Origin of the sequence: Gordonia sp. KTR9 (assembly GCF_000143885.2) — a bacterium.
Classification (GTDB): Bacteria; Actinomycetota; Actinomycetes; order Mycobacteriales; family Mycobacteriaceae; genus Gordonia.
Genome location: NC_018581.1, coordinates 4291362 through 4310467, shown reverse-complemented (window position 1 = coordinate 4310467; position 19106 = coordinate 4291362). Strand labels below are relative to the sequence as shown.

The window sequence follows — 19106 nt, the reverse complement described above, 5'->3', positions numbered from 1 at the left end:
GCCCGCTGTTCGAAGTCCGCACCCACCGAAGGAGATCCAATGAGTCTGCGCGACAGGCTGTCCCGAACACCCGATCACGACGCCATCCGCGCCGCGTTACGGGACAAGGTCGTGGTCGTCACCGGTGGCGCGCGCGGCATCGGATTCGAGACCGCGACGCAGCTGTTCGACGCGGGCGCCAAGGTGGCCATCGGCGATGTGGATTCGGAAGCCGTGGGCAAGGCCGCCGCCGACCTCGGCATCGAGGGCATCGAGGTGGACGTGACCAAGCGCGAGTCCTTCGACGCCTTCCTGACCGAGGTCGAGGCGCGGCTGGGACCGATCGACGTGCTCGTGAACAACGCGGGGATCATGCCGGTCGGCCCGTTCCTGTCCTATGACGACACGATCATCCGCCGCACCTACGAGATCGACGTGCTCGGCGTGATCATCGGCTGCCAGGAGGCGGCCCGCCGGATGGCGCCGCGCCGCGCCGGTCACATCGTGAACATCGCATCGACGGCCGGACGCATCCCGACCCCCGGTCTCACGATCTACAACGGCGCCAAGGCGGCCGTCATCGAGTTCTCCGAGGCGCTCGGCGCCGAACTCGAACCGCAGGGCGTCACGGTCAGCGCGGTGCTCCCGACATTCACCCGTACCGCCCTGATCTCGGGCCTGCAGACCAACAAGTTCATCCAGACCGTCGAGCCCGGCGAGGTGGCCTCGATCGTCGTGCAGACGATCGCGCGGCCGGTCACCCGGGTCTACGCGCCGCGGTCGATGCGATGGGCCGAGTCGAGTCCGCTGTTCCCGCAGGCGATGAAGCGTCTCTCGCGCAAGCTGACCAAGCTCGACTCGATCTTCCTGAGCCCCGACCAACAGGCCCGCGCCGCATACTCCAGCCGGATCCGCGGCGAGAAGGTCGACACTAGGGCGGTGGGCGCGAGCCTGACGCAGCCCCAGGAGAGCACGCCCCTGTCGTCGTGAAGGTGGCGGACACGAGTGGTCGGCCGGCGGCCTCGTCCGGGGCGCGCGACATCGCTGCCGATCGGGCGGCCAGACGCGAGCTGCGCGAGGCACTGGACGAATTGCACAGGATCGAGGTGGACGCCGGACTCCGGCGTCGCCTTCCCCGGCGGCGGTGGGTCGTCGCGGTCCTCGTACTCGTCGTGGCCCTCGCGCTGGCCGCGGTCGCGGTGACCGCGTGGACGCGAGACCGTGCGCGCTACTCCGACGCCGAACTCCAGTCGGCCGCAGCCGAACGGGTCGAAGTGCTCATCGCGCCGGACAGCCGCGATGACCGGCGAGCCCAGCGGATCCTCGCCGGTGCCACAGGGGCCTTCTATGACGAGTTCGCCCAGTCCGCGGACAGCTACACCGAATTCGTCCGTGCCAACGGCACTGTCGCGGAGTCCTCGGTCGACGGCACCGGGATATCGGCCCGGGACGGGGACTCCGCCACGGTCCTCATCGCCGCCACCGTCGTGTTCGCGCGCCCCGGCTCACCGGATGAGACCGACGACCAGGCACGCAGATTCCGGTTGCGGGTCCTTGTCACACCGGACGACGGCAGCCTCAAACTCGGGGCGGTGCAGTACCTCCCATGAGACCGACGACGACATCCGGAGCGGCCGGAGGACACCCGGGACGGGCGACGGCGCGGACCGTCTCCGCGCGCGTCGCAGCTGTCCGCATCGTGATCGCGACGGTCGTTCTGGTGACGACGCTCGTCGTCGTGCTCGCGCTGTGGGATTCGCAGCGAGCGGGCGCCGATGTCGCGGAGAGCCGGGACGAGCTGCGGACGCAGGCCGGTGCGATCGTCTCGGAGGTCTTCTCCGTCGACGCGGAAAGGTGGCAGCAGGACCGTGCCCGTGCGCGAGCCCTGGTCGCCGAGGACTTCACGGACAGCTACGGTGCCCAGCTCGATCGACCGCCGCCCGAGGGAACGTCGTCGGTGACCTGGCGACCCGAGATCGTCAGCATCGTCGCGGCCGACGCGCAGGAGGGGGAAGCGTTGTTACGCGTCGCGGTGACCGTTCGCTCCGCCGACCGGCCGGCGACGACGGTGCGCCGTTCGGTCCTCGCCCGGTTCGTGCGCTCGGGCGACGCGTGGCGTCTCTCCGCCGCGGATGTGATCGGATGACCGCGCTCCACGGCCTCCGGGGGTGGCGGGAATGAACGAGACCGGCGCCACCAGAGTCGAACTCGCCCGTGAGCGGGTCGACACGGCGGTGCGCCGGGCGCGCACCGCCCGGATCGCCGCCGCCCCGGCCCTTCGGTCGCGTGCGATACGTCGGACACGCCTGCTGCGCCGGACCCTCGTCGCAGCGGCACTCGCCGTGCTGGTCCTGGTCGCGGTGGCCGGCGTGCTGAGCTGGCAGATCCGCGGGCAGCACGAGGCGACGGAGCTGACGAACGACGTACTCGCGTCCGCACGCGGCGCCGTCACCGTCATGCTCACCGCCGACCCTGCCGATCCCGAGGGCTACGTGACCGCTGTCGCCGAGGTGAGCACCGGAGCCCAGCGGGAGCGGATCGAGGCAGCCCGCGACGCCCTGGTCGCGGAGGTGGGCGGGCAGACGGATTCGAGTGTCGGACAGGTGGTGTCGGCAGGGCTCGTCACGGACCCGACATCCGACGAGATCGGTGCCGACGTCGACGTGCTGGTGGTCGCCGACGCGACGAATCCGGCCCTCCTGGGTGAGTCGGGGGACGGGTCCGGGGTCGACACCACCGGCGAGCGGGTCACGGCGCTGGTCACGATGACCCTCACCGAAGACGGTTGGAAGATCGCCCAGGCGAGGCGTCCGTGACCGCCACCGGAGACCGCGAGTTGCTACCGCCACTCCCGGCCAGACGCGAGCGTACCCGGATACGGCTTCTGGCCGCCGCGTCGGTGCTGCTGCTCGTGGTCGCGGTGATCGCCGGCGCGGGCGCGCTGCGTCCTGACTCCGATCCGACCGAGGAGCGACGCGCCGAGATCCTGACGGCCGCGTCGGCGGCCGTCGGTGCGGTTCTCACCTATTCGCCGGACGAGCCCGCAGACCGGCGCCGAGCGACCGACGCGTTGCTCACCGACCCGCTCCGCCTGGAGTACCGCAACCGCGGAGCCGATGTCGTGGTGCCGGGTGTCCGTGCGTCGGCGGTCTCGGTGACGGGTGAGGTCGTCGGTGCCGGCCTGCACGAGAGCGGTCCCGACCGGGCGCGGGTGCTCGTGTTCGTGAACGAGATCATCGCGACCGCGCCCGGTGAATCTACAGGCTTTAGGCTGCCCGCCGATGCGAAACCGTCGCGGACCCCTACCGCGCGGTGGGCACTTATGCGTAAGGTCGACGGGAATTGGCTGCTGTCCGACCTGCAACCGGTCGGCGATGTGACCCGTTGAGACACGAGTTGTCCCCGGGCGGTCCGCGCGACCGCCGGGCGCAGACGGCTGTCGACCGGGAGAGACGACGAAGGGTACGAGAGATGAGTGGATCGAGCGCGGGCGTGGTCGTCGTCGGTGCCGGGCTGGGCGGAATCCGGGTCGCGGAGAACCTGCGGAACAACGGTTTCACGGACCCGATCACGCTCGTGGGGGCCGAAGCCCACCCGCCGTACGATCGTCCGCCGCTGTCGAAGTCGGTGCTGCTGGGCAAGGACGACCGCGTCGACCTCAAGCCCGCGGAGTTCTATGACGAAGCCGGCATCACGCTGCGGCTGGGCGAGGCCGTGACCGCGGTGTCACCGGCAGATCAGACGATCACGCTGGCCTCGGGCGCCACCGTCGCCTACGGCACCCTGGTGCTGGCCACCGGCCTCGATCCGCGGCCGTTTCCCGGTCTCACCGAGAACGTCCGGGGCGTACACGTGCTCCGCACCTACGACGACGCGGTCGCGCTGCGCGACGAGATCGATTCCGCGAGCACCGCAGTCGTCATCGGTGCCGGTTTCATCGGATGTGAGGTGGCCGCCGGGCTCACCGCACGCGGTGTGGCCGTCAGCCTCGTCGAACCGGCTCCGACGCCGCTCGCCGTGGCGCTGGGCGAACAGATCGGCGCGCTGGTGTCGCGGCTGCACGTCGCGAACGGCGTCGATCTCCGGACCGGCGTCGGAGTCGGGACCATCGTCGTCTCCCACGGCCGGGTGCATGCCGTCGAACTCACCGACGGCACCACGTTGCCCGCCGACATCGTGGTCGTCGGCATCGGTTCGACGCCGGTGACGGGATACCTCGACGGTTCCGGCATCGAACTCGCCCCGCGCGACGTCGGGGGTGGCATCGCCTGCGACGCAACCGGACACACCAGTGCCGAGAACATCTACGCACTCGGCGACGTCGCCAACTGGCTCGACGAGGACGGCACTCCGCACCGCGTCGAACACTGGAATCACACGGTCGAGCAGGCGTCGGTCGTCGCCCATCAGATCACCGGGGGCGACGCGGTCACCGCGTCGGTCGCGTACTTCTGGAGCGACCAGTTCGACGTCAAGATCCAGGTACTCGGCGCACCACGCGCCGATGACGACGTCCACGTCGTCGACGACGACGGCAAGAAGTTCGTCGCGTACTACAGCCGGGACGGTGTCCTCTCCGGGGTGGTGGGCGCGGGCAAGGTGGGCGCGGTGATGAAGACCCGGCCGAAACTCCAGACCCCCACGCCCGTGGCGGATCTGCTCTAGGCCTCTCATGTCGCACGCGCCCACCGCCGCGCAGGTACGCGACGCGGCGGCCGAGGTGGCGGATCCAGAGCTCGCACGCGGACAGGCCGCGTTCTTCCAAGCCCGACCGGGTGGATACGGGGAAGGCGACGAATTCCTCGGAATCCGGGTACCCGTGCAACGCGAGATCGCGACGAGGTTCCGCGGTATCGCGCCGGATCAGGTCGTCGAGCTGCTCGACTCACCGGTCCACGAGCACCGGCTGATCGCGCTGTTCCTCCTCCGCCAGGAGTTCGACAGCGAGCTGCGTCGCGGTGGCGACGGGCGGGGCTGGGTCGACCTCTATCTCGACGCCGTGCGCCGAGGCCGGGTCGACAACTGGGATCTCGTCGACTCCTCCGCCGATCCGGTCCTCGGCGAATACTGCCGCCGCACCGGAGAACTCGACCTCGTCACGCAGCACGCGCGGGACCCCGACCTCTGGCGACGACGTGTCGGGATCATCGCGACCTTCGCGTTCATCAAGCACGGGGATGCGACGGCACTGCTCGCCGTGGCACCGTTCGTCCGCGACGACCGTCGCGATCTGATCCAGAAGGCGTTCGGCTGGATGCTGCGCGAGGTCGGCAAGCGGGTCGATGAGACCGTGCTGCTCGGCTACCTGGACGACAATGCGGCTCGGATGGGCCGTACCGCTCTGACGTACGCACTCGAGCACCGGACTCCGGAAGTACGCACGCACTATCGCGGCCTCCGTTGACCGGCTCCGTGCTCGAATCCGTTGGCGCCGTGGAGCCTTCCGCTCCCTGGGGTGCGATGCCTCGCCCTCCGCTCCCTAATCCGAAAGAGTCACATGCCCACTGGTCCCTGAGGTGCGAGGAGCGATAGCCGCCGGGCCGAGCAAGCGACGAAGGAGCGCGTCGAGGTCGACGAGCCACGAAGGGCCTGGTGAGTTGCCTTGCGATGCCCTTCGTGGCTCGCTTCGCTCGCACCTCAGGGAGCAAGAAATTCGGACGCTCACGAGTGATCTTTCGTAGTCCACGACGGCCGCCGGGCCGCAGATACTGAGGAGCGACGAGCCTCGAAGGGTCAGCCCTCGCGTGCGACCTTCGCGGCAGCCCAGATCATCGGCAGCTGGAAGGGCAACCGGGCGAGGGCCACGATCTTGTAGGGCAGCGGCTTGTCCCACCAGAGGCGGACCATGTTGATGTTCGCGGGGTACACGGCCAGGAACAGCAACACCGACGCCGCGCCCGCGGCGCGCCGGGTCTTCGGCGCGAGAAGTGCTGCGCCCAGCCCGATCTCGGCGACACCGGAGGCGTAGGTCAGTGTCCGGGGATCGCCCGGGATCTCCTCGGGGATGATCTCGTCGAACGGCTTGGGCGCGACGAAGTGCAGCACGCCGATGCTGATGAGCATGGCGGCGAGGCCGCGTGCGAGCTGGACGGGGTCGAGCCGGGAACCGCGGAGGGTGTTCACGTCGTCGTACTCCTTCGGTAGACCTGCGACTGCACGAACTCAACCCACTCTGTCAGAATTCGATCTTCAGCGTGTCCGATGTGGGATGCGCCTGACAGCCGAGGATGTAGCCGTCCTCGATGTCCTCGGGGTCGAGCGCGCCCGCGTTGTCCATGTCGACGCTGCCCTCGGTGAGAGTGCAAGCACAGGAACCGCATTCGCCCTCCTGGCAGGAATACGGCGCATCGAGTCCGGCGGCCAGCATGATGTCGATGAGAGTGCGTGACCGCGGCCAGGTCAGGGTGTGGGTCTCACCGTCGAGTTCCACCTCGACGGTGGCGGCCGCCGCCTGCTCCTCGTCGGTGACCTCGTCGAGTTCGACGTCGGCGAACGGATCGCCGGACAGCGAGTTGTAGACCTCGGTGTGCACGTTGTGATGCGGGAAATCAGCGTCGGCGAGGCCCTTGTGCACGGCATCCATGAAGGGCCCCGGCCCGCACATGTAGGCGACGTGCGAGGCCGCGTACGGGGCGAAGGCCGTCGACAGCGCGGCGGCACTCGGCAGGCCCTGCAGTGACTCGAGCCAGTGGATGACGGTGAGCCGGCCGGGGTGGGCGGTGAGGAGTTCGCGGAGCTCGGCGGCGAAGATGACGTCGGCGACATCGCGATTGGCATAGAAGAAGACGATCGGCGCATCACCCTTCGCGAGGGCGGCCTTGAGGATCGACATCACCGGTGTCACGCCGCTGCCGGCAGCGATGAGCAGGAGCGGATCGTCGTAGGACCTGGGGGTGAACACCCCGGACGGTGGCAGCACCTCGACCTGGGTGCCGGGGGAGAGGTGGTCGCACACCCAATTCGATCCGTACCCGTCGGCCGTGCGCTTCACGGTCACCTTCGGCTGCGGGTCGGTGAACGGCGACGATGCGAGCGAGTAGCAGCGCGCGACCGATCCGGTCTGCTCGCTCGGAATCCGGAGCGTCAGGAACTGCCCCGGTTTGTAGTCGGTGAACGCCTTCGCCGAGGCCTCTGGCACCTCGAAGGCGATGGACTTGGCCTCGGCCGTCTCGTCGATCACCTCGGACACCGTGAGGATCACGCTGCGTGAACCGTGAGGGGTCAGGTCAGACATGTGCGCAGTCTCCGCCGTCGAGGACCGGCACTCCGGCCCAAATTAGAACACGTTCTACTTCAGCCTAGCGCAACTGCCTCGGGTCCCACGAGGGGCTCCGGCGACACCTGGGCGACCGTTGCCAGCGTAGTCATGCCAGGGAGGCAACGCCGTCGGCCATGGTCCGTGCGCCGGACTCGATGAGCGCCTCCAGGTCGGCGTCGGGGTCGTCGAGCCACTTCTCATATGCCGCGAGTGCGGCGCCCAGGCACAGCCAGCCGACGGTCTGCGGCAGGTGGTCGCCGACTCCCACGCCCAGCCGGGCGGCGCAGAACTCGGCGATGACCTGCCGCCAGTCGGCGTAGACGATCATCGAATGTGCTTGCAGTGCAGGCACGCCGAGCAGGAGTGACATGCGCCGGCGGTGATTGTCGAGTTCCTCGGCGGGTACCCGGTTGAACGAGACGAGCGCGTCGACGAGTGCTTGTGCGATGGGCGTCTCCGGCGGGGTTCCGGCGAGGAGCGCTCGGAGTCCGTCGAGGTGGTCGTCGAATTCGCCCCAGGGGATCTCGTTCTTCGACGAGTAGTAGCGGAACAGCGTGCGCCGGGCTATGCCGGCCGCCTCGGCGATGTCGTCGACGCTCGTGTCCTCGAAGCCCTGGATGGTGAAGAGATGAATCGCCAGTGCGCTGATCTGCGCGCGTGACGTGATCGGGCGCCGGCCCGGCGGCGTGCGTGCGGGCGGATCGTCGTGCGGCGTCGTCGTCATCGGAACCTCACCCTATGGGACCGGTGTCGTGTGGGGCGAGGCAACCGTTCACCTGGCCGTTCGGACAGTTGTCGCGCGTCCTCTGGATTTCTGCACCGAGTGCCACTATAGTCTGTCGTGATCCGCATCACTACCCGATCAACCAGGAGGTATGGATCATGGCAGATCAGTCCGCCGCGACAGCCCACGGCTCGAACGACACCGAGCTCCTCGCCGAGTCGCTCGTCGAAGAGGTCTCGATCGACGGGATGTGCGGGGTCTACTGATGTCAGCCCCGACATCGAATCCGATCTCCGGCGACCGTTCCGCGGTCGCCGGGGTCCGGTTCGACACCCCAGCCGACGCCCCGGGTTTCGACACGCTCGAGCCGTGGCAGCTCAATCCGAAGGTGGCGCTGCGGCCGGAACCGTTCGGCGCGCTGCTGTACCACTTCGGCACTCGCAAGCTGTCGTTCCTCAAGAACCTGACCGTCGTGGGCATCGTGAAATCCCTCGCCGACCACGACTCCGCAGAGGCCGCGCTCCTCGCCGCCGGGATCTCGCCGGCCCAGCGTCCCCTGTATCTGCAGGCGCTGACCGCGCTCGCCGACAGCGGCATGATCGTGCCGCGCCCCGCCTGACCCCGGCCAGTCGGACGACCCCCGCACGACGATGTCGACCGGCAGCAGCCCCGTTCGATCCGCATCGGTGCGACCGGTGCCCGCCCCGACCGCCCGGCCTGGCGCCCCAGCCCTGAACTGCCAGCCCCGAACGCAAGGACCTCAACGATGACGACCATCGAGATGCCGCCCACCGCAGTCGAATTCGCGAATTCGCTTCGCGCACCCGCACCGACAGCCGGCGAGGTGCCGAAAGTCGGTCGGCTCGTCGACCAGTTCGAGAAGGGCCTGGACGCGCCCATCTGCCTCACCTGGGAACTGACCTACGCGTGCAATCTCGCGTGTGTGCACTGCCTGTCGTCGTCGGGCAAGCGGGACCCGCGCGAGCTGTCCACCGAACAGTGCAAGGCGATCATCGACGAGCTGCAGCGCATGCAGGTCTTCTACGTCAACATCGGTGGCGGCGAACCGACGGTGCGTCCCGACTTCTGGGAACTCGTCGACTACGCGACCAGTCACCAGGTGGGAGTGAAGTTCTCGACCAACGGTCTGCGGATCGACAAGAAGGTGGCCGCGCGACTCGCGGCGTCGGACTACGTCGACGTCCAGATCTCGCTCGACGGTGCCACCGCGGAGGTCAACGACGCGGTCCGCGGTCCCGGTTCCTTCGACATGGCGGTCCGCGCGCTCGAGAACCTGTCCGAGGCCGGTTTCGCCGACGCCAAGATCAGTGTCGTCATGACACGGCAGAACGTCAGCCAGCTCGACGAGTTCAAGGCGCTGGCCGACCGCTACAACGCCACTCTGCGCATCACCCGACTGCGTCCCTCCGGCCGTGGCGCCGACGTGTGGGACGACCTGCACCCGCTGCCGCAACAGCAGCGCGAACTCTACGACTGGCTTGTCGCACACGGTGATCGGGTGCTCACGGGCGATTCGTTCTTCCACCTGTCGGCGTTCGGTTCGGACTCCGGCGGAGGCCTGCCGGGACTCAACCTCTGCGGTGCGGGACGCGTGGTCTGCCTGATCGATCCGGTCGGCGACGTGTACGCGTGCCCGTTCGCGATCCACGAGAACTTCCTCGCCGGCAACATCCTCTCCGACGGCGGCTTCCAGGAGATCTGGCAGCGGTCGGATCTGTTCACCGAGTTGCGCGAGCCGCAGAATGCCGGGGCGTGCACGAAGTGTGCGCATTTCGACGCCTGCCGCGGCGGGTGCATGGCGGCGAAGTTCTTCACCGGGTTGCCGCTGGCCGGACCCGACCCGGAGTGCGTCCAGGGATACGGCGAAGAACTCCTCGCCGGAGACCGCATGAAACCGACTGCGAACAAGGACCATTCGCGTGGAACGCCGCTGACCCTGATGACCCGTCGTCCCGACGGTGACCTGACGCCGGTGGCCTCGCGCCCCACGAAGTCCTGTGACGAGAACCCGCTCGCCGGGTTCACCCCTGCCGCGCGGTAGTCCGCCCGCGGTACACCACGGGCGCGCCGTCCTCACCGATCGGCGCCCCGTCTCCATGAGTGCCGGGTAGGCGCTCATGCCAGATGAATGAGTAGGAAAGATCATGGTTGCCAACCCCTGGGCGAGAAACCCCTGGTTCGAGACCGTCACCGAGGCACAACGACGGGCCAAGAAGCGTCTGCCGAAGTCGGTGTACTTGTCACTGGTCGCCGGCACCCAGGCCGGCATCACCGTCGACGACAACGTCCGTGCCTTCTCCGAACTCGGCTGGGCACCGCACGTCGTCGGCGCACAGGCCGAGCGTGAGATGACGACAACGGTCATGGGGCAGGAGATCTCGTTCCCGGTGATGATCTCGCCGACCGGTGTGCAGGCGGTCGACCCCGAGGGCGAGGTCGCGGTCTCCCGCGCCGCGGCCGCCCGGGGTACCGCGATGGGGTTGTCGAGCTTCGCGTCGCACTCGGTCGAGGAGGTGACCGCGGTCAACGACAAGGTCTTCTTCCAGATCTATTGGCTCGGCAGCCGGGACGACATCCTCGCCCGCGCGGAGCGCGCGAAGGCGGCAGGCGCCAAGGGCCTGATCGTCACGACCGACTGGGTGTTCAACGTCGGACGGGACTGGGGCAGCCCGGAGATCCCGGAGAAGGTGAACCTGAAGGCACTGGTGCGTCTGGGGCCGGAGATCGCGGTGAAGCCGCGCTATGCACTCGACTGGGTCAAGGGCGGCAAGATCAACATCCCCGATCTGTCCGCGCCCAACCTCACGCCGCAGGGTGTGCCGGGGCCGACCTTCTTCGGGGCGTACGGGTCCTGGATGAACACCCCGCCCCCCACGTGGGAAGACCTGCAGTGGCTGCGCGAGCAGTGGGATGGGCCGTTCATGGTCAAGGGCATCACCCGCCTCGACGACGCCAAGCGCGCCGTGGACATCGGTGCGACGGCACTGTCGGTCTCCAACCACGGCGGCAACAACCTCGACGGCACCCCGGCCACGATCCGTCTTCTGCCCGACATCGCGGCAGCGGTGGGCAACGACATCGAGGTCCTGCTCGACGGCGGCATCCGGCGCGGCAGTGACGTCGCCAAGGCGCTGGCGCTCGGCGCCCGCGCGGTCATGATCGGCCGTGCCTACCTCTGGGGTCTCGCGGCCAACGGCCAGGCCGGTGTCGAGAACGTGCTCGATCTCCTACGCATGGGACTCGACGGCGTACTGATGGGGCTGGGACACAAGAGCGTGCACGAGCTCTCGGCCGGCGATCTCGTCATCCCGGACGGGTTCAAGCGGTCGTTCGGCGACGCCTGAACCGTGCTCTGCGCGGCCGAGATCGTGCCGGTGAGAACGCTGGGGAACCATAACTAGAACGTGTTACAGTTCTGCCATGGGACAGTTCGACGGCAAGGTCGTCTACATCACCGGCATCGCCCGAGGTCAAGGTCGTAATCATGCGATCCGGTTCGCCCGCGAGGGGGCCGTGATCGTCGGCCTGGACATCGCGGGTCCGATCATCGATCACGCGACCTACCCCGCGGCCACCGCCGACGACCTCGCCGAGACAGTCCGTCTCGTCGAGGGCGTCGGCGGCAAGATCATTGCGCGGCAGGGTGACACGCGTGATCTCGCGTTCCAGCAGCAGCTCGTTTCCGACGCCGTCGAGCAGTTCGGTCGTCTCGACCACGTGGTCGCCAACGCCGGTGTGCTGACGTGGGGCAAGGTCTGGGAGCTCACCGAGGAACAGTTCACCGACGTCATCGACATCAACCTCGTCGGTGCGTGGAAGACGTTGAGGGCCACCATCCCGGCGATGCTCGAGGCGGGCAACGGGGGGTCGATCACCGTCATCAGCTCGGTTGCGGGCCTCAAGGCGATGCCGCTGCAGGCGTCGTACTCGGCGTCGAAGTACGGACTCGTCGGACTGACGCAGACGACGGCCAAAGAGCTCGGGCACCATCGCATCCGGGTGAACAGCGTGCATCCCTACGCGGTGGACACCCCGATGGGCGTGGCCGACACCGAGGCCCACCGGATCTTCGGGATCCCCTGGGTCAACCCGCATTTCACGTCGATCCTCGACTACCACCCGGTCGCCGCCCTCGACGAGATCTCCGACGCGGTGCTCTACCTGGCCTCCGACAGTGCCAAGGGCATCACCGCTGCCGAGTTCCAGATCGACATGGGGCACTCGAAGGTCTGACGCGCGCGGCCGCCAGGCCACCGAGTCTGCGACCGGTGAACCTCGACTCGACTGATGGACTTCGATCGAAGTCCATCGGTCGAGTTGAAGTTCACCGGTCGAAAATCAGTCGGCCCAGAGCGTCGACGGGTCGGTCGCCTCGGTGGTCGGGCCCGCCGGAGTCTCCGGCTTGGTGCGCGAGAAGCGCGGAGCCACCTGGGCCTGGGTCACGCCGTCGATGTCGACGAGGTTGGCACGCGCGGCCATGTGTGCGTCGGCGGGCGCCTCGGCGAAGGTGAGGACCGGCGACGTGCAGGCGTCGGTTCCCTCGAAGACCGCGGCCCAGTCGTCGCGGGTGCGGGACTTGAAGGTCTCGGTGAAGACCTCCTTCAGCTTGGGCCACTGGGCGATGTCGTTCTGCTCGGGCAGGTCGGCGTCGGCGAGTTCGAGCCCCTTGAGGAGTTCGGCGTAGAACTGCGGCTCGATCGCGCCGACCGCCATGTACTTGCCGTCGGAGGTCTCGTAGACCTCGTAGTACGGGGCGCCGGTGTCGAGGAGGTTCACGCCGCGGGTGTCGCTCCACAGGCCGGTACCGCGGAACGCCCAGATCATCTGTCCGAGAACGGAAGCGCCGTCGACCATGGCGGCGTCGACCACCTGTCCGCGGCCGGAGATCCCACGCTCGAGCAGCGCCGCGAGCACGCCGACGACGAGGAACATCGACCCGCCGCCGAAGTCGCCGGCCAGGTTGAGCGGCGGCACCGGACGATCGTCTGCGCGTCCGATGGCGTGCAGCATTCCGGTCAGCGAGATGTAGTTGATGTCGTGCCCGGCCAGCTCCGCGCGCGGCCCGTCCTGACCCCAGCCGGTCATGCGTCCGTAGACCAGTCCCGGGTTCACCTTCTCCAGATCATCGGGTCCGAGCCCGAGCCGCTCCATCACACCGGGGCGGAAACCCTCGACGATCACATCGGCCTTGGCGACGAGGCCGAGGATGGTCTCCCGGTCGTTCTCGTCCTTGAGGTTCGCCTCGACGACGCGTCGGCCACGAAGGAGGGCATCGGCGTTGCGGCCCGGCTTGGGCAGCGAACCGGGCCGCTGGACGCGCACGACGTCGGCGCCGAGATCGGCCAGCAGCATGGCGGCGTGCGGGCCGGGCCCGATACCGGCGAACTCGATGACCCGGATCGAACTCAGTGGGCCGGCCTTGCCGCTGTTGCGTGGTATGGCACTGCTCATGGGGTGTCGTCCTCCCGATCGTTGTACTGCGCACTGTGTCAGGTGTCACTGGATGCACCAAGCATTCCATAACCGATCGAACGCTCGTCAGAGTGGTCCTGGGCGGGATCCGGGCGCGTTTTTCGCTTCGTTTTTCGGGCGAGGCCGACATACGCGCAAGCACCATCGCTAGCATTGGTCGAATGACAGGGCCATCGATGTTGGGGCAGTGCAACTGGCCAGACCTCGATGGGCAGGTGGTCACCCTGCTGGTGCCCCTCGGCTCGGTCGAGCAACACGGTCCGCACCTACCGCTCGACACCGACACGCGCATCGCGGCTGCCATTGCGGACCGCGTGTGCGGGCGATCGGACCATCCCGGACTCCTGCGGGCCCCGGACCTCAACTACGGCGCCAGCGGCGAGCACGAGGGCTTCGCCGGCACCATCTCCATCGGGCACGAGGCGCTGCGCGGGCTCCTCGTCGAATACGGCCGCAGTGCGTGCCGCTGGGCGGCGCGTGTGGTGTTCGTCAACGGGCACGGCGGAAACACCCGGACCCTGATCGAGGCGGTGACCCGTCTGCGGTACGAAGGCCGGGACGTCGCCTGGTTCCCGTGCGCCTTCGACGGCGCCGATGCGCACGCAGGTTTCACCGAAACTTCTGTGCTGCTGCATGTCTCGCCGTCGGTTGTCGATCCCGACCGCGCTGTCGCGGGCAATCGGGAGCCGGTGGGCGCGCTGCTGGGTGCGATGCGGTCCGGTGGTGTCGCCGCCGTGAGTCCCAACGGTGTCCTCGGTGACCCGGGGGGCGCGAACCCCGACGACGGTGCGCGGCTGGTCGGCGACGTCACCGAACGTCTGTCGGCCGCCCTCGGGTCGTGGCAGGTCGACGATCAGGGGCGTCTGGGATGACGGCCCTCGACGACTCGGCTCCACGTCGGTGGGCCGAGAACCAGGACGCGGGCGCCGACGGCCCGGCCCCCGGCGACGACTCCGGCGCCGCCGACCGCGAGAGCGATGCGACCGCGGACGCCCCGGCGGTGACGCACACCGGTCTGCCCGACGGGTTCCAGGTGCAGATCGACCTCCGGTGCGCGAAGGCCGGTGACTTCCGCTACCTGGTCGGCGGATCGCCGACCCGACTGCTGCGCATGTCCGACACCGCACTCGGAATGACCTCCGAGGACGGACGAATCGAAGTGTGCGACAACGTGACCCGGCGTCTGGCGCGCGCCCTGCTGGACGCGGGGATCGCCAACCCCCGGCCGATGTTCGGCCCGCAGCCCGAGGACGTGACCGTCGTCATCCCGGTGCGGGACAATCAGAGTGGGGTCGACCGCCTCCTCGAGGCCCTCGATGGGCTGGCGGTCATCGTCGTCGACGACGGCTCCATGACGCCGATCGAGGTGGACCGGCCGACCGCCCGGGTCCTACGCTTCGACGACAATCGTGGCCCGTCCGCGGCGCGCAACGCGGGCGCGGCGGCGGCGACAACCGACTTCGTGGCGTTCCTCGACTCCGACGTCGTGCCCGACCCGGACTGGCTCACGATCCTGCTCACGCACTTCTCCGATCCGACCGTGGGTCTCGTCGCGCCGCGGATCGTCGGACTGCAGTCCGAGGCGATGACGGCATCGCTGGCCGAGCGATACGAAAACGGCTGGTCGTCGCTGGACATGGGGCCAGAGGAGTCCGCGGTGGCGCCGTCGACCAGGACTCCGTATGTGCCCAGTGCCGCGATGGTCGTGCGGCGCAGCGCTTTCTGCGGATTCGACGAGTCATTGCGCGTCGCCGAGGACGTCGACGCCTGCTGGCGGATGCATGCCGACGGGTGGCGGATTCGGTACGACCCGGTGGCACGTGTGGCCCACGAGCACCGCACCGACCTGCGCTCGGTGCTGTCGCGCCGTTGCTTCTACGGCACCGGTGCGGCGCACCTCGCCTCCCGGCACGGTGACCGCGCGGCGCCGATGAAGATGTCGGTCCCGATGGCCGCCGCGGTCGTCGCGCTGCTGTCCCGGACCCGCTTCGGTGCCGCGCTGGCGATGATCATCCTCACCCACCTCGCGGTCCGGATGCGGCGCCGGCTCGGTGACCTGCCCTCGGCGCCGCTGGTGTCCGCGCAGATGACCGGACGGGCGGCCGGGTTCGGGTTGCTGCAGGCCGCCGATGCGATCTGCCGTCACTACTGGCCGCTGGCGTTGGTGCTCGCCCTGGTGTCGAAGCGGTTCCGCGTTCTCGCCGTGCAGGTGGCGATCGTGGAGGGGGTGGTGTCCTGGGTCCGGGACCTGCTCGCCGATCCGACCAGTCCGCCCACGCTCGGCCCGCTGCGGTACATCCTCATGCACCGGCTCGACGACCTCGCCTACGGAGCCGGCCTCTGGCAGGGAGTCATCGCTCACCGAGACCCGGAAGCGTTGCGCCCGGTCATCTCTCGATGACAGCGGCCGAACGGCCGATCACCGCCGACGTCGTCATCGTCGGTGCCGGCAGCGCCGGATGCGTGCTCGCCGAGAGGCTCTCCCGCGAGCCCGGTCGCACGGTCGCCCTCCTGGAACGTGGGCCCGCGGGGCTGCCCACGCCGGCGGATCTGGACCTGCGGCGACTACCGATAGACGACGCCGCGCCGCATGCGGTCCGCCACGAGACCGACCTCGGGGTGTCCGCGGCCCGCGGGTCGGCGCTCGGCGGCTCGTCGGCGGTGAACGGCGGCTACTTTCTGAGGTGGCATCGAGACGACTTCGGCTCCTGGCCGGCCGGATGGGAGCCCGACGCCATCGCCGGCGCCTACGACGAACTGGACGCCCCGACGGGCACCATGGGTGTCGGACCCGTGCCCGACAGTGAACTCGGGGACGCCGGAAGCGCTTTCGAACACTACTGGTCGGTGCGGGCGCCGGTGCGTCCGATCGCGCAGCGGTGGCCGGTGGTGGGCCTGAACCGGGTGCTCACCAACCGGAGCGGACTCGCGCGCCGGTCGGCCGCGGACGCCTATCTCGTCCCCGCTCTGTCCCGCCCCAACCTGCGGGTGGTGACCGGATGTGCGGTCGACCGCCTGGTCGCGGTCCGGGGCGCGACGGTGACGGGAGTGCGTGCGGGACCGCTGGAGGTGAGCGCAGGAGAGGTGATCCTCGCTGCGGGCACGCTCGGGACCGCGGGAATCCTGCTCCGATCGGAACTCGGGGACCTGCCGTGGCCGGACGTGGCCGGCCGCTCGGATGTGCGGTCGCTGACCGCCGGGGAACATCGGGGTCTGGCGGTGTCGTACTCGAGACGATCGCCGGCGGATGCGGGCATGGTCCTGCCGACGGTGCTGCACACCGACGAAGGCCTCGAGATACGCTGCTACCGAGATGATTTCGCCACCTACATCCGCGGGATTCCCGCGGGTGGGCCGATTGTCGAGGTGACCGCGATGCGGCACTCGCCGGTACGTCTCGTCGCGGAGCGCGCCGGGGTGCGGATGGCGTTCGACGAACCCGACCCGGACACGGCCACGGCACTGAGGGCCGGAGCCGCCGGGGTCGTGGAGATGCTGCAGGCGCCCGAGTTCGCCGACATCGTCGTACCAGGGAGCGTGCGGATCGCCGATCGGGCCGGGTTCTCCCAGCACGCCTGGGGGACCATGCCGATGGGGGACCGGACCGATTGGCTGGGTGGCGTCTTCGGGGTCCGTGGACTGCGGATCGTCGACGGGTCCATCCTGCCGAGCAGCGGTCGCAGTGGTCCGCACGCGACGATCATGATGATGGCGTGCCGGATCGGTGGCGTGCTCGCGCAACGGTGACTCGACGAGGCCGAACGCTCGCGGTCCGGTCCCATCCTTATCTACGCTGAGAACATGTCTGCCCCCACGCTGTCCGATCCCGCCGTCCGCGCTTTTCTCACCGACGGCACCAAGACCGGGCACCTCGGATACACCGCCGCCGACGGACGACCGCTCGTCGTTCCGGTGTGGTTCGTGCTCGACGGTGACCGGATCGCCTTCAACACCGGTGCCACCACCGCCAAAGGCCGCGCGCTGCTTCGTGATCCACGGGTCGTGATGTCGATCGACCTGCCCGAGCCGCCCTTCGGCTTCGTGCAGGTGCAGGGCCTGGCGCGCATCACCGAGGACCTGGACGATGTGCGTCGCATCGCTTCGCTGTGCGGGGCCCGGTACATGGGCGCCGAGCGGGCCGAGGAGTTCGGGGCGCGCAACGGCGTGCCCGGCGAGCTGGGCATCTGGATCGAGCCGAGCAAGGTCATCGCGAGCCTCGATGTCACCGCGTGAGCGCAAGCCCGCGTTCCTGACGCCGACGCTGTCCAAACAGTGCTGGGGGTTCATGATCGGGTCGGCGCTGTTCGCGCTGGGCTCGGCTCCCGGGCTGGCGCACGTGGTGGGTGCCGGGTTCGCCAACGGCTGTTACTTCGTCGGCGCGTGGTTCTTCACCGGGGCAGGGTTCATCCAGCTGGTTCGCAGCGGAACCGTGGCCGAGCTGCAGTCCTCGGCGCCGGGGTCGGTGATCCGTGCCGAATGGCTGAGCGCGGCAACGCAGTCGGTCGGCACGATCCTCTTCAACGTGTCGACCACGGGAGCACTCCTTGCACACACGATCTGGGGAGACCGGCACCTCGTCTGGACCCCCGACGCCGGCGGTTCGGTCGCCTTCCTCATCAGCGGTGCGGTCGCCTTCGTCGGGTACTCCCGCGCCACGGGGCGCCGATGGGATGCCCGCGACCGCGACTGGTGGTCGGTGCTGATCAACTGGATCGGGTGCGTGGCCTTCGGGGTGTCGGCAGTCGGGGCGTTCGTGACCAAGGGCGGCGTCACCGCCGACGCCGTGGCGGCCACGGCCGGTACGTTCGTCGGTGCGATCTGCTTCTTCCTCGCGTCGCTCGTCGTACTCCCGAAGCGGCACAACGTCTCCCGCTGAGTGCGTCAGCCCGGGTTCAGTCCGGCTGCGGCGCGTCGGCGTCCGCACGTTCGTCGACGGCGTTCTGGTGGGCCGAGAGCTCCCGGTCCAGTGCCGTGTCGAGAGCGCGGTCGAGGGCGGCGTGCGCGTTCTCGGTCCCGACGCGGCGCATCACGCCCAGCAGGTTCACCGCCCAGGCCACGTCGTCGTCGTTCTCCGGCAGCCAGCCCGGGCCCTTGCGCCGGTCGACCTCGTCGTGAGCGGCCGCGAGCAGGATCTCGGCCGCCTCGTTGATCTTGCCGGTGAACCGTTCGTGGACGTCGGCAAGGGTGGAGATCTGCATGCCCCGTCGTACGAGCCTGGCCAGGTTCCCGATGATGCGTTGATCGACGGCCTCGTACACCCCGTCGCGCGCGGTCTCGGCGATCACCCCGGCGCTCACCAGCGCGGCGACCTCCGCGTCGTCCAGCAGGCCGAACCGATCGTCGAGCTCGGCGCGGGTGATCTCCGGACGCGACGTACTCGACCAGTGCTCGTCGAGGATCTCGTTGAGCTCCAACGCATCCCCGATGCGAGCACCCGGATTGGTCATGAACGTGGCGATGTGTTTGAGCGTGAACCCGCTGCCGAGCAGCTTGTTGATGGCCCGCAGATTGCGAAGGTGCTTCTCGGTGTAGATGGCGACGCGTCCGCGGCGGAGCGGCTGGGGGAGCAGCCCCCGTTCCTGGTAGCCACGGATGTTCCGGGTCGTGGTGCCGGACACGCGCGCCAGGTCGTCGATCCGGTACTCTGTCATC

22 protein-coding genes are annotated in these 19106 nt (G+C 69.0%); 17 read left to right on the top strand and 5 right to left on the bottom strand.

Features of this window, described 5'->3' with window-relative positions; translation table 11 throughout:
- Positions 1 to 39: 39 nt before the first annotated feature.
- The 7 genes from KTR9_RS20030 (at position 40) to KTR9_RS20000 (ending at position 5383) form a co-directional block, all read left to right on the top strand.
- The gene (locus KTR9_RS20030; protein WP_014927880.1) at positions 40 to 969 is read left to right on the top strand and encodes an SDR family oxidoreductase; all 930 of its coding nucleotides are present in this window, start codon (positions 40 to 42) and stop codon (positions 967 to 969) included.
- Positions 966 to 1589: a hypothetical protein gene (locus tag KTR9_RS20025; protein WP_044507149.1), complete on the top strand. Its 624-nt coding sequence runs from the start codon at positions 966 to 968 to the stop codon at positions 1587 to 1589. The genes KTR9_RS20030 and KTR9_RS20025 overlap by 4 nt, the downstream gene beginning before the upstream one ends.
- On the top strand, positions 1586 to 2125 hold the full coding sequence (locus KTR9_RS20020; RefSeq protein WP_014927878.1) for a hypothetical protein: 540 nt from the start codon (positions 1586 to 1588) through the stop codon (positions 2123 to 2125). Before KTR9_RS20025 ends, KTR9_RS20020 begins: the two co-directional genes overlap by 4 nt.
- Positions 2126 to 2156: 31 nt before the next feature.
- Positions 2157 to 2795, top strand: coding sequence for a hypothetical protein (locus KTR9_RS20015; RefSeq protein ID WP_014927877.1), 639 nt, complete (start codon positions 2157 to 2159; stop codon positions 2793 to 2795).
- A complete protein-coding gene (locus tag KTR9_RS20010; RefSeq protein WP_014927876.1) occupies positions 2792 to 3367 on the top strand; it encodes a hypothetical protein in 576 nt (191 codons plus the stop codon). The genes KTR9_RS20015 and KTR9_RS20010 overlap by 4 nt, the downstream gene beginning before the upstream one ends.
- An 83-nt stretch (positions 3368 to 3450) precedes the next feature.
- Positions 3451 to 4644 carry an NAD(P)/FAD-dependent oxidoreductase gene (locus KTR9_RS20005; RefSeq protein WP_014927875.1) on the top strand — a complete coding sequence of 398 codons (1194 nt, stop codon included), beginning with the start codon at positions 3451 to 3453 and terminating at the stop codon, positions 4642 to 4644.
- Between the two features lie 7 nt (positions 4645 to 4651).
- Positions 4652 to 5383: a DNA alkylation repair protein gene (locus KTR9_RS20000; RefSeq protein WP_014927874.1), complete on the top strand. Its 732-nt coding sequence runs from the start codon at positions 4652 to 4654 to the stop codon at positions 5381 to 5383.
- A 329-nt stretch (positions 5384 to 5712) separates the two neighbouring features.
- Here KTR9_RS20000 and KTR9_RS19995 read toward each other — a convergent pair whose 3' ends face one another.
- The 3 genes from KTR9_RS19995 to mftR all read right to left on the bottom strand — a co-directional run bounded on the left by KTR9_RS19995 (position 5713) and on the right by mftR (position 7961).
- Positions 5713 to 6042, bottom strand: coding sequence for a DoxX family protein (locus KTR9_RS19995; RefSeq protein ID WP_425307023.1), 330 nt, complete (start codon positions 6040 to 6042; stop codon positions 5713 to 5715).
- Between the two features lie 112 nt (positions 6043 to 6154).
- A complete protein-coding gene (locus KTR9_RS19990; protein ID WP_014928750.1) occupies positions 6155 to 7213 on the bottom strand; it encodes a ferredoxin--NADP reductase in 1059 nt (352 codons plus the stop codon).
- A gap of 130 nt (positions 7214 to 7343) precedes the next feature.
- Positions 7344 to 7961 (bottom strand): mycofactocin system transcriptional regulator, encoded by a 618-nt coding sequence (gene mftR / locus KTR9_RS19985; protein WP_014927873.1) that lies wholly within the window; start codon positions 7959 to 7961, stop codon positions 7344 to 7346.
- A gap of 158 nt (positions 7962 to 8119) precedes the next feature.
- Between mftR and mftA the strand changes: the two genes are divergently transcribed.
- The 5 genes from mftA to KTR9_RS19960 all read left to right on the top strand — a co-directional run bounded on the left by mftA (position 8120) and on the right by KTR9_RS19960 (position 12215).
- Complete coding sequence (mftA, locus tag KTR9_RS19980; protein WP_010842291.1) at positions 8120 to 8227, top strand: mycofactocin precursor MftA; 108 nt, start codon at positions 8120 to 8122, stop codon at positions 8225 to 8227.
- Positions 8227 to 8580, top strand: coding sequence for a mycofactocin biosynthesis chaperone MftB (gene mftB / locus KTR9_RS19975; protein WP_010842290.1), 354 nt, complete (start codon positions 8227 to 8229; stop codon positions 8578 to 8580). Before mftA ends, mftB begins: the two co-directional genes overlap by 1 nt.
- A gap of 147 nt (positions 8581 to 8727) precedes the next feature.
- The gene (gene mftC, locus KTR9_RS19970) at positions 8728 to 10023 is read left to right on the top strand and encodes a mycofactocin radical SAM maturase (RefSeq protein WP_010842289.1); all 1296 of its coding nucleotides are present in this window, start codon (positions 8728 to 8730) and stop codon (positions 10021 to 10023) included.
- A gap of 103 nt (positions 10024 to 10126) precedes the next feature.
- Positions 10127 to 11326 (top strand): pre-mycofactocin synthase MftD, encoded by a 1200-nt coding sequence (gene mftD, locus KTR9_RS19965; RefSeq protein WP_014927871.1) that lies wholly within the window; start codon positions 10127 to 10129, stop codon positions 11324 to 11326.
- Positions 11327 to 11402: 76 nt separating this feature from the next.
- Entirely contained in the window at positions 11403 to 12215 is an 813-nt protein-coding gene (locus KTR9_RS19960) for a mycofactocin-coupled SDR family oxidoreductase (protein WP_014927870.1), read from the top strand.
- Between the two features lie 105 nt (positions 12216 to 12320).
- Here KTR9_RS19960 and KTR9_RS19955 read toward each other — a convergent pair whose 3' ends face one another.
- Positions 12321 to 13433 carry a CaiB/BaiF CoA transferase family protein gene (locus KTR9_RS19955; RefSeq protein WP_014927869.1) on the bottom strand — a complete coding sequence of 371 codons (1113 nt, stop codon included), beginning with the start codon at positions 13431 to 13433 and terminating at the stop codon, positions 12321 to 12323.
- Positions 13434 to 13615: 182 nt separating this feature from the next.
- On the opposite strand from KTR9_RS19955, the gene mftE reads away from it, so the two are divergent.
- Genes mftE through KTR9_RS19930 form a run of 5 tightly spaced genes read left to right on the top strand, consistent with a single transcriptional unit; the run spans position 13616 to position 18330 of the window.
- Positions 13616 to 14326 carry a mycofactocin biosynthesis peptidyl-dipeptidase MftE gene (gene mftE, locus KTR9_RS19950; RefSeq protein ID WP_238553947.1) on the top strand — a complete coding sequence of 237 codons (711 nt, stop codon included), beginning with the start codon at positions 13616 to 13618 and terminating at the stop codon, positions 14324 to 14326.
- Positions 14323 to 15855: a mycofactocin biosynthesis glycosyltransferase MftF gene (gene mftF, locus KTR9_RS19945; RefSeq protein ID WP_010842284.1), complete on the top strand. Its 1533-nt coding sequence runs from the start codon at positions 14323 to 14325 to the stop codon at positions 15853 to 15855. The genes mftE and mftF overlap by 4 nt, the downstream gene beginning before the upstream one ends.
- The gene (gene mftG / locus KTR9_RS19940) at positions 15852 to 17201 is read left to right on the top strand and encodes a mycofactocin system GMC family oxidoreductase MftG (RefSeq protein ID WP_014927867.1); all 1350 of its coding nucleotides are present in this window, start codon (positions 15852 to 15854) and stop codon (positions 17199 to 17201) included. The genes mftF and mftG overlap by 4 nt, the downstream gene beginning before the upstream one ends.
- 54 nt (positions 17202 to 17255) lie before the next feature.
- Positions 17256 to 17687, top strand: a complete 432-nt coding sequence (locus KTR9_RS19935; protein ID WP_014927866.1) for a PPOX class F420-dependent oxidoreductase — start codon at positions 17256 to 17258, stop codon at positions 17685 to 17687.
- Positions 17674 to 18330, top strand: coding sequence for a hypothetical protein (locus KTR9_RS19930; RefSeq protein WP_014927865.1), 657 nt, complete (start codon positions 17674 to 17676; stop codon positions 18328 to 18330). The genes KTR9_RS19935 and KTR9_RS19930 overlap by 14 nt, the downstream gene beginning before the upstream one ends.
- A 16-nt stretch (positions 18331 to 18346) precedes the next feature.
- Here the strand turns inward: KTR9_RS19930 and KTR9_RS19925 are convergent, their stop codons facing one another.
- Positions 18347 to 19105 carry a MerR family transcriptional regulator gene (locus KTR9_RS19925; protein WP_014927864.1) on the bottom strand — a complete coding sequence of 253 codons (759 nt, stop codon included), beginning with the start codon at positions 19103 to 19105 and terminating at the stop codon, positions 18347 to 18349.
- Position 19106: the final 1 nt, after the last annotated feature.

Coding starts and splice junctions, on each gene's coding strand:
- KTR9_RS20030 (WP_014927880.1), top strand. CDS start 40: ATGAGTCTGCGCGACAGGCTGTCCCGAACACCCGATCACGACGCCATC.
- KTR9_RS20020 (WP_014927878.1), top strand. CDS start 1,586: ATGAGACCGACGACGACATCCGGAGCGGCCGGAGGACACCCGGGACGG.
- KTR9_RS20015 (WP_014927877.1), top strand. CDS start 2,157: ATGAACGAGACCGGCGCCACCAGAGTCGAACTCGCCCGTGAGCGGGTC.
- KTR9_RS20005 (WP_014927875.1), top strand. CDS start 3,451: ATGAGTGGATCGAGCGCGGGCGTGGTCGTCGTCGGTGCCGGGCTGGGC.
- KTR9_RS20000 (WP_014927874.1), top strand. CDS start 4,652: ATGTCGCACGCGCCCACCGCCGCGCAGGTACGCGACGCGGCGGCCGAG.
- KTR9_RS19995 (WP_425307023.1), bottom strand. CDS start 6,042: ATGCTCATCAGCATCGGCGTGCTGCACTTCGTCGCGCCCAAGCCGTTC.
- KTR9_RS19990 (WP_014928750.1), bottom strand. CDS start 7,213: ATGTCTGACCTGACCCCTCACGGTTCACGCAGCGTGATCCTCACGGTG.
- mftR (WP_014927873.1), bottom strand. CDS start 7,961: ATGACGACGACGCCGCACGACGATCCGCCCGCACGCACGCCGCCGGGC.
- mftA (WP_010842291.1), top strand. CDS start 8,120: ATGGCAGATCAGTCCGCCGCGACAGCCCACGGCTCGAACGACACCGAG.
- mftB (WP_010842290.1), top strand. CDS start 8,227: ATGTCAGCCCCGACATCGAATCCGATCTCCGGCGACCGTTCCGCGGTC.
- mftC (WP_010842289.1), top strand. CDS start 8,728: ATGACGACCATCGAGATGCCGCCCACCGCAGTCGAATTCGCGAATTCG.
- mftD (WP_014927871.1), top strand. CDS start 10,127: ATGGTTGCCAACCCCTGGGCGAGAAACCCCTGGTTCGAGACCGTCACC.
- KTR9_RS19960 (WP_014927870.1), top strand. CDS start 11,403: ATGGGACAGTTCGACGGCAAGGTCGTCTACATCACCGGCATCGCCCGA.
- KTR9_RS19955 (WP_014927869.1), bottom strand. CDS start 13,433: ATGAGCAGTGCCATACCACGCAACAGCGGCAAGGCCGGCCCACTGAGT.
- mftE (WP_238553947.1), top strand. CDS start 13,616: ATGACAGGGCCATCGATGTTGGGGCAGTGCAACTGGCCAGACCTCGAT.
- mftF (WP_010842284.1), top strand. CDS start 14,323: ATGACGGCCCTCGACGACTCGGCTCCACGTCGGTGGGCCGAGAACCAG.
- mftG (WP_014927867.1), top strand. CDS start 15,852: ATGACAGCGGCCGAACGGCCGATCACCGCCGACGTCGTCATCGTCGGT.
- KTR9_RS19935 (WP_014927866.1), top strand. CDS start 17,256: ATGTCTGCCCCCACGCTGTCCGATCCCGCCGTCCGCGCTTTTCTCACC.
- KTR9_RS19930 (WP_014927865.1), top strand. CDS start 17,674: ATGTCACCGCGTGAGCGCAAGCCCGCGTTCCTGACGCCGACGCTGTCC.
- KTR9_RS19925 (WP_014927864.1), bottom strand. CDS start 19,105: ATGACAGAGTACCGGATCGACGACCTGGCGCGCGTGTCCGGCACCACG.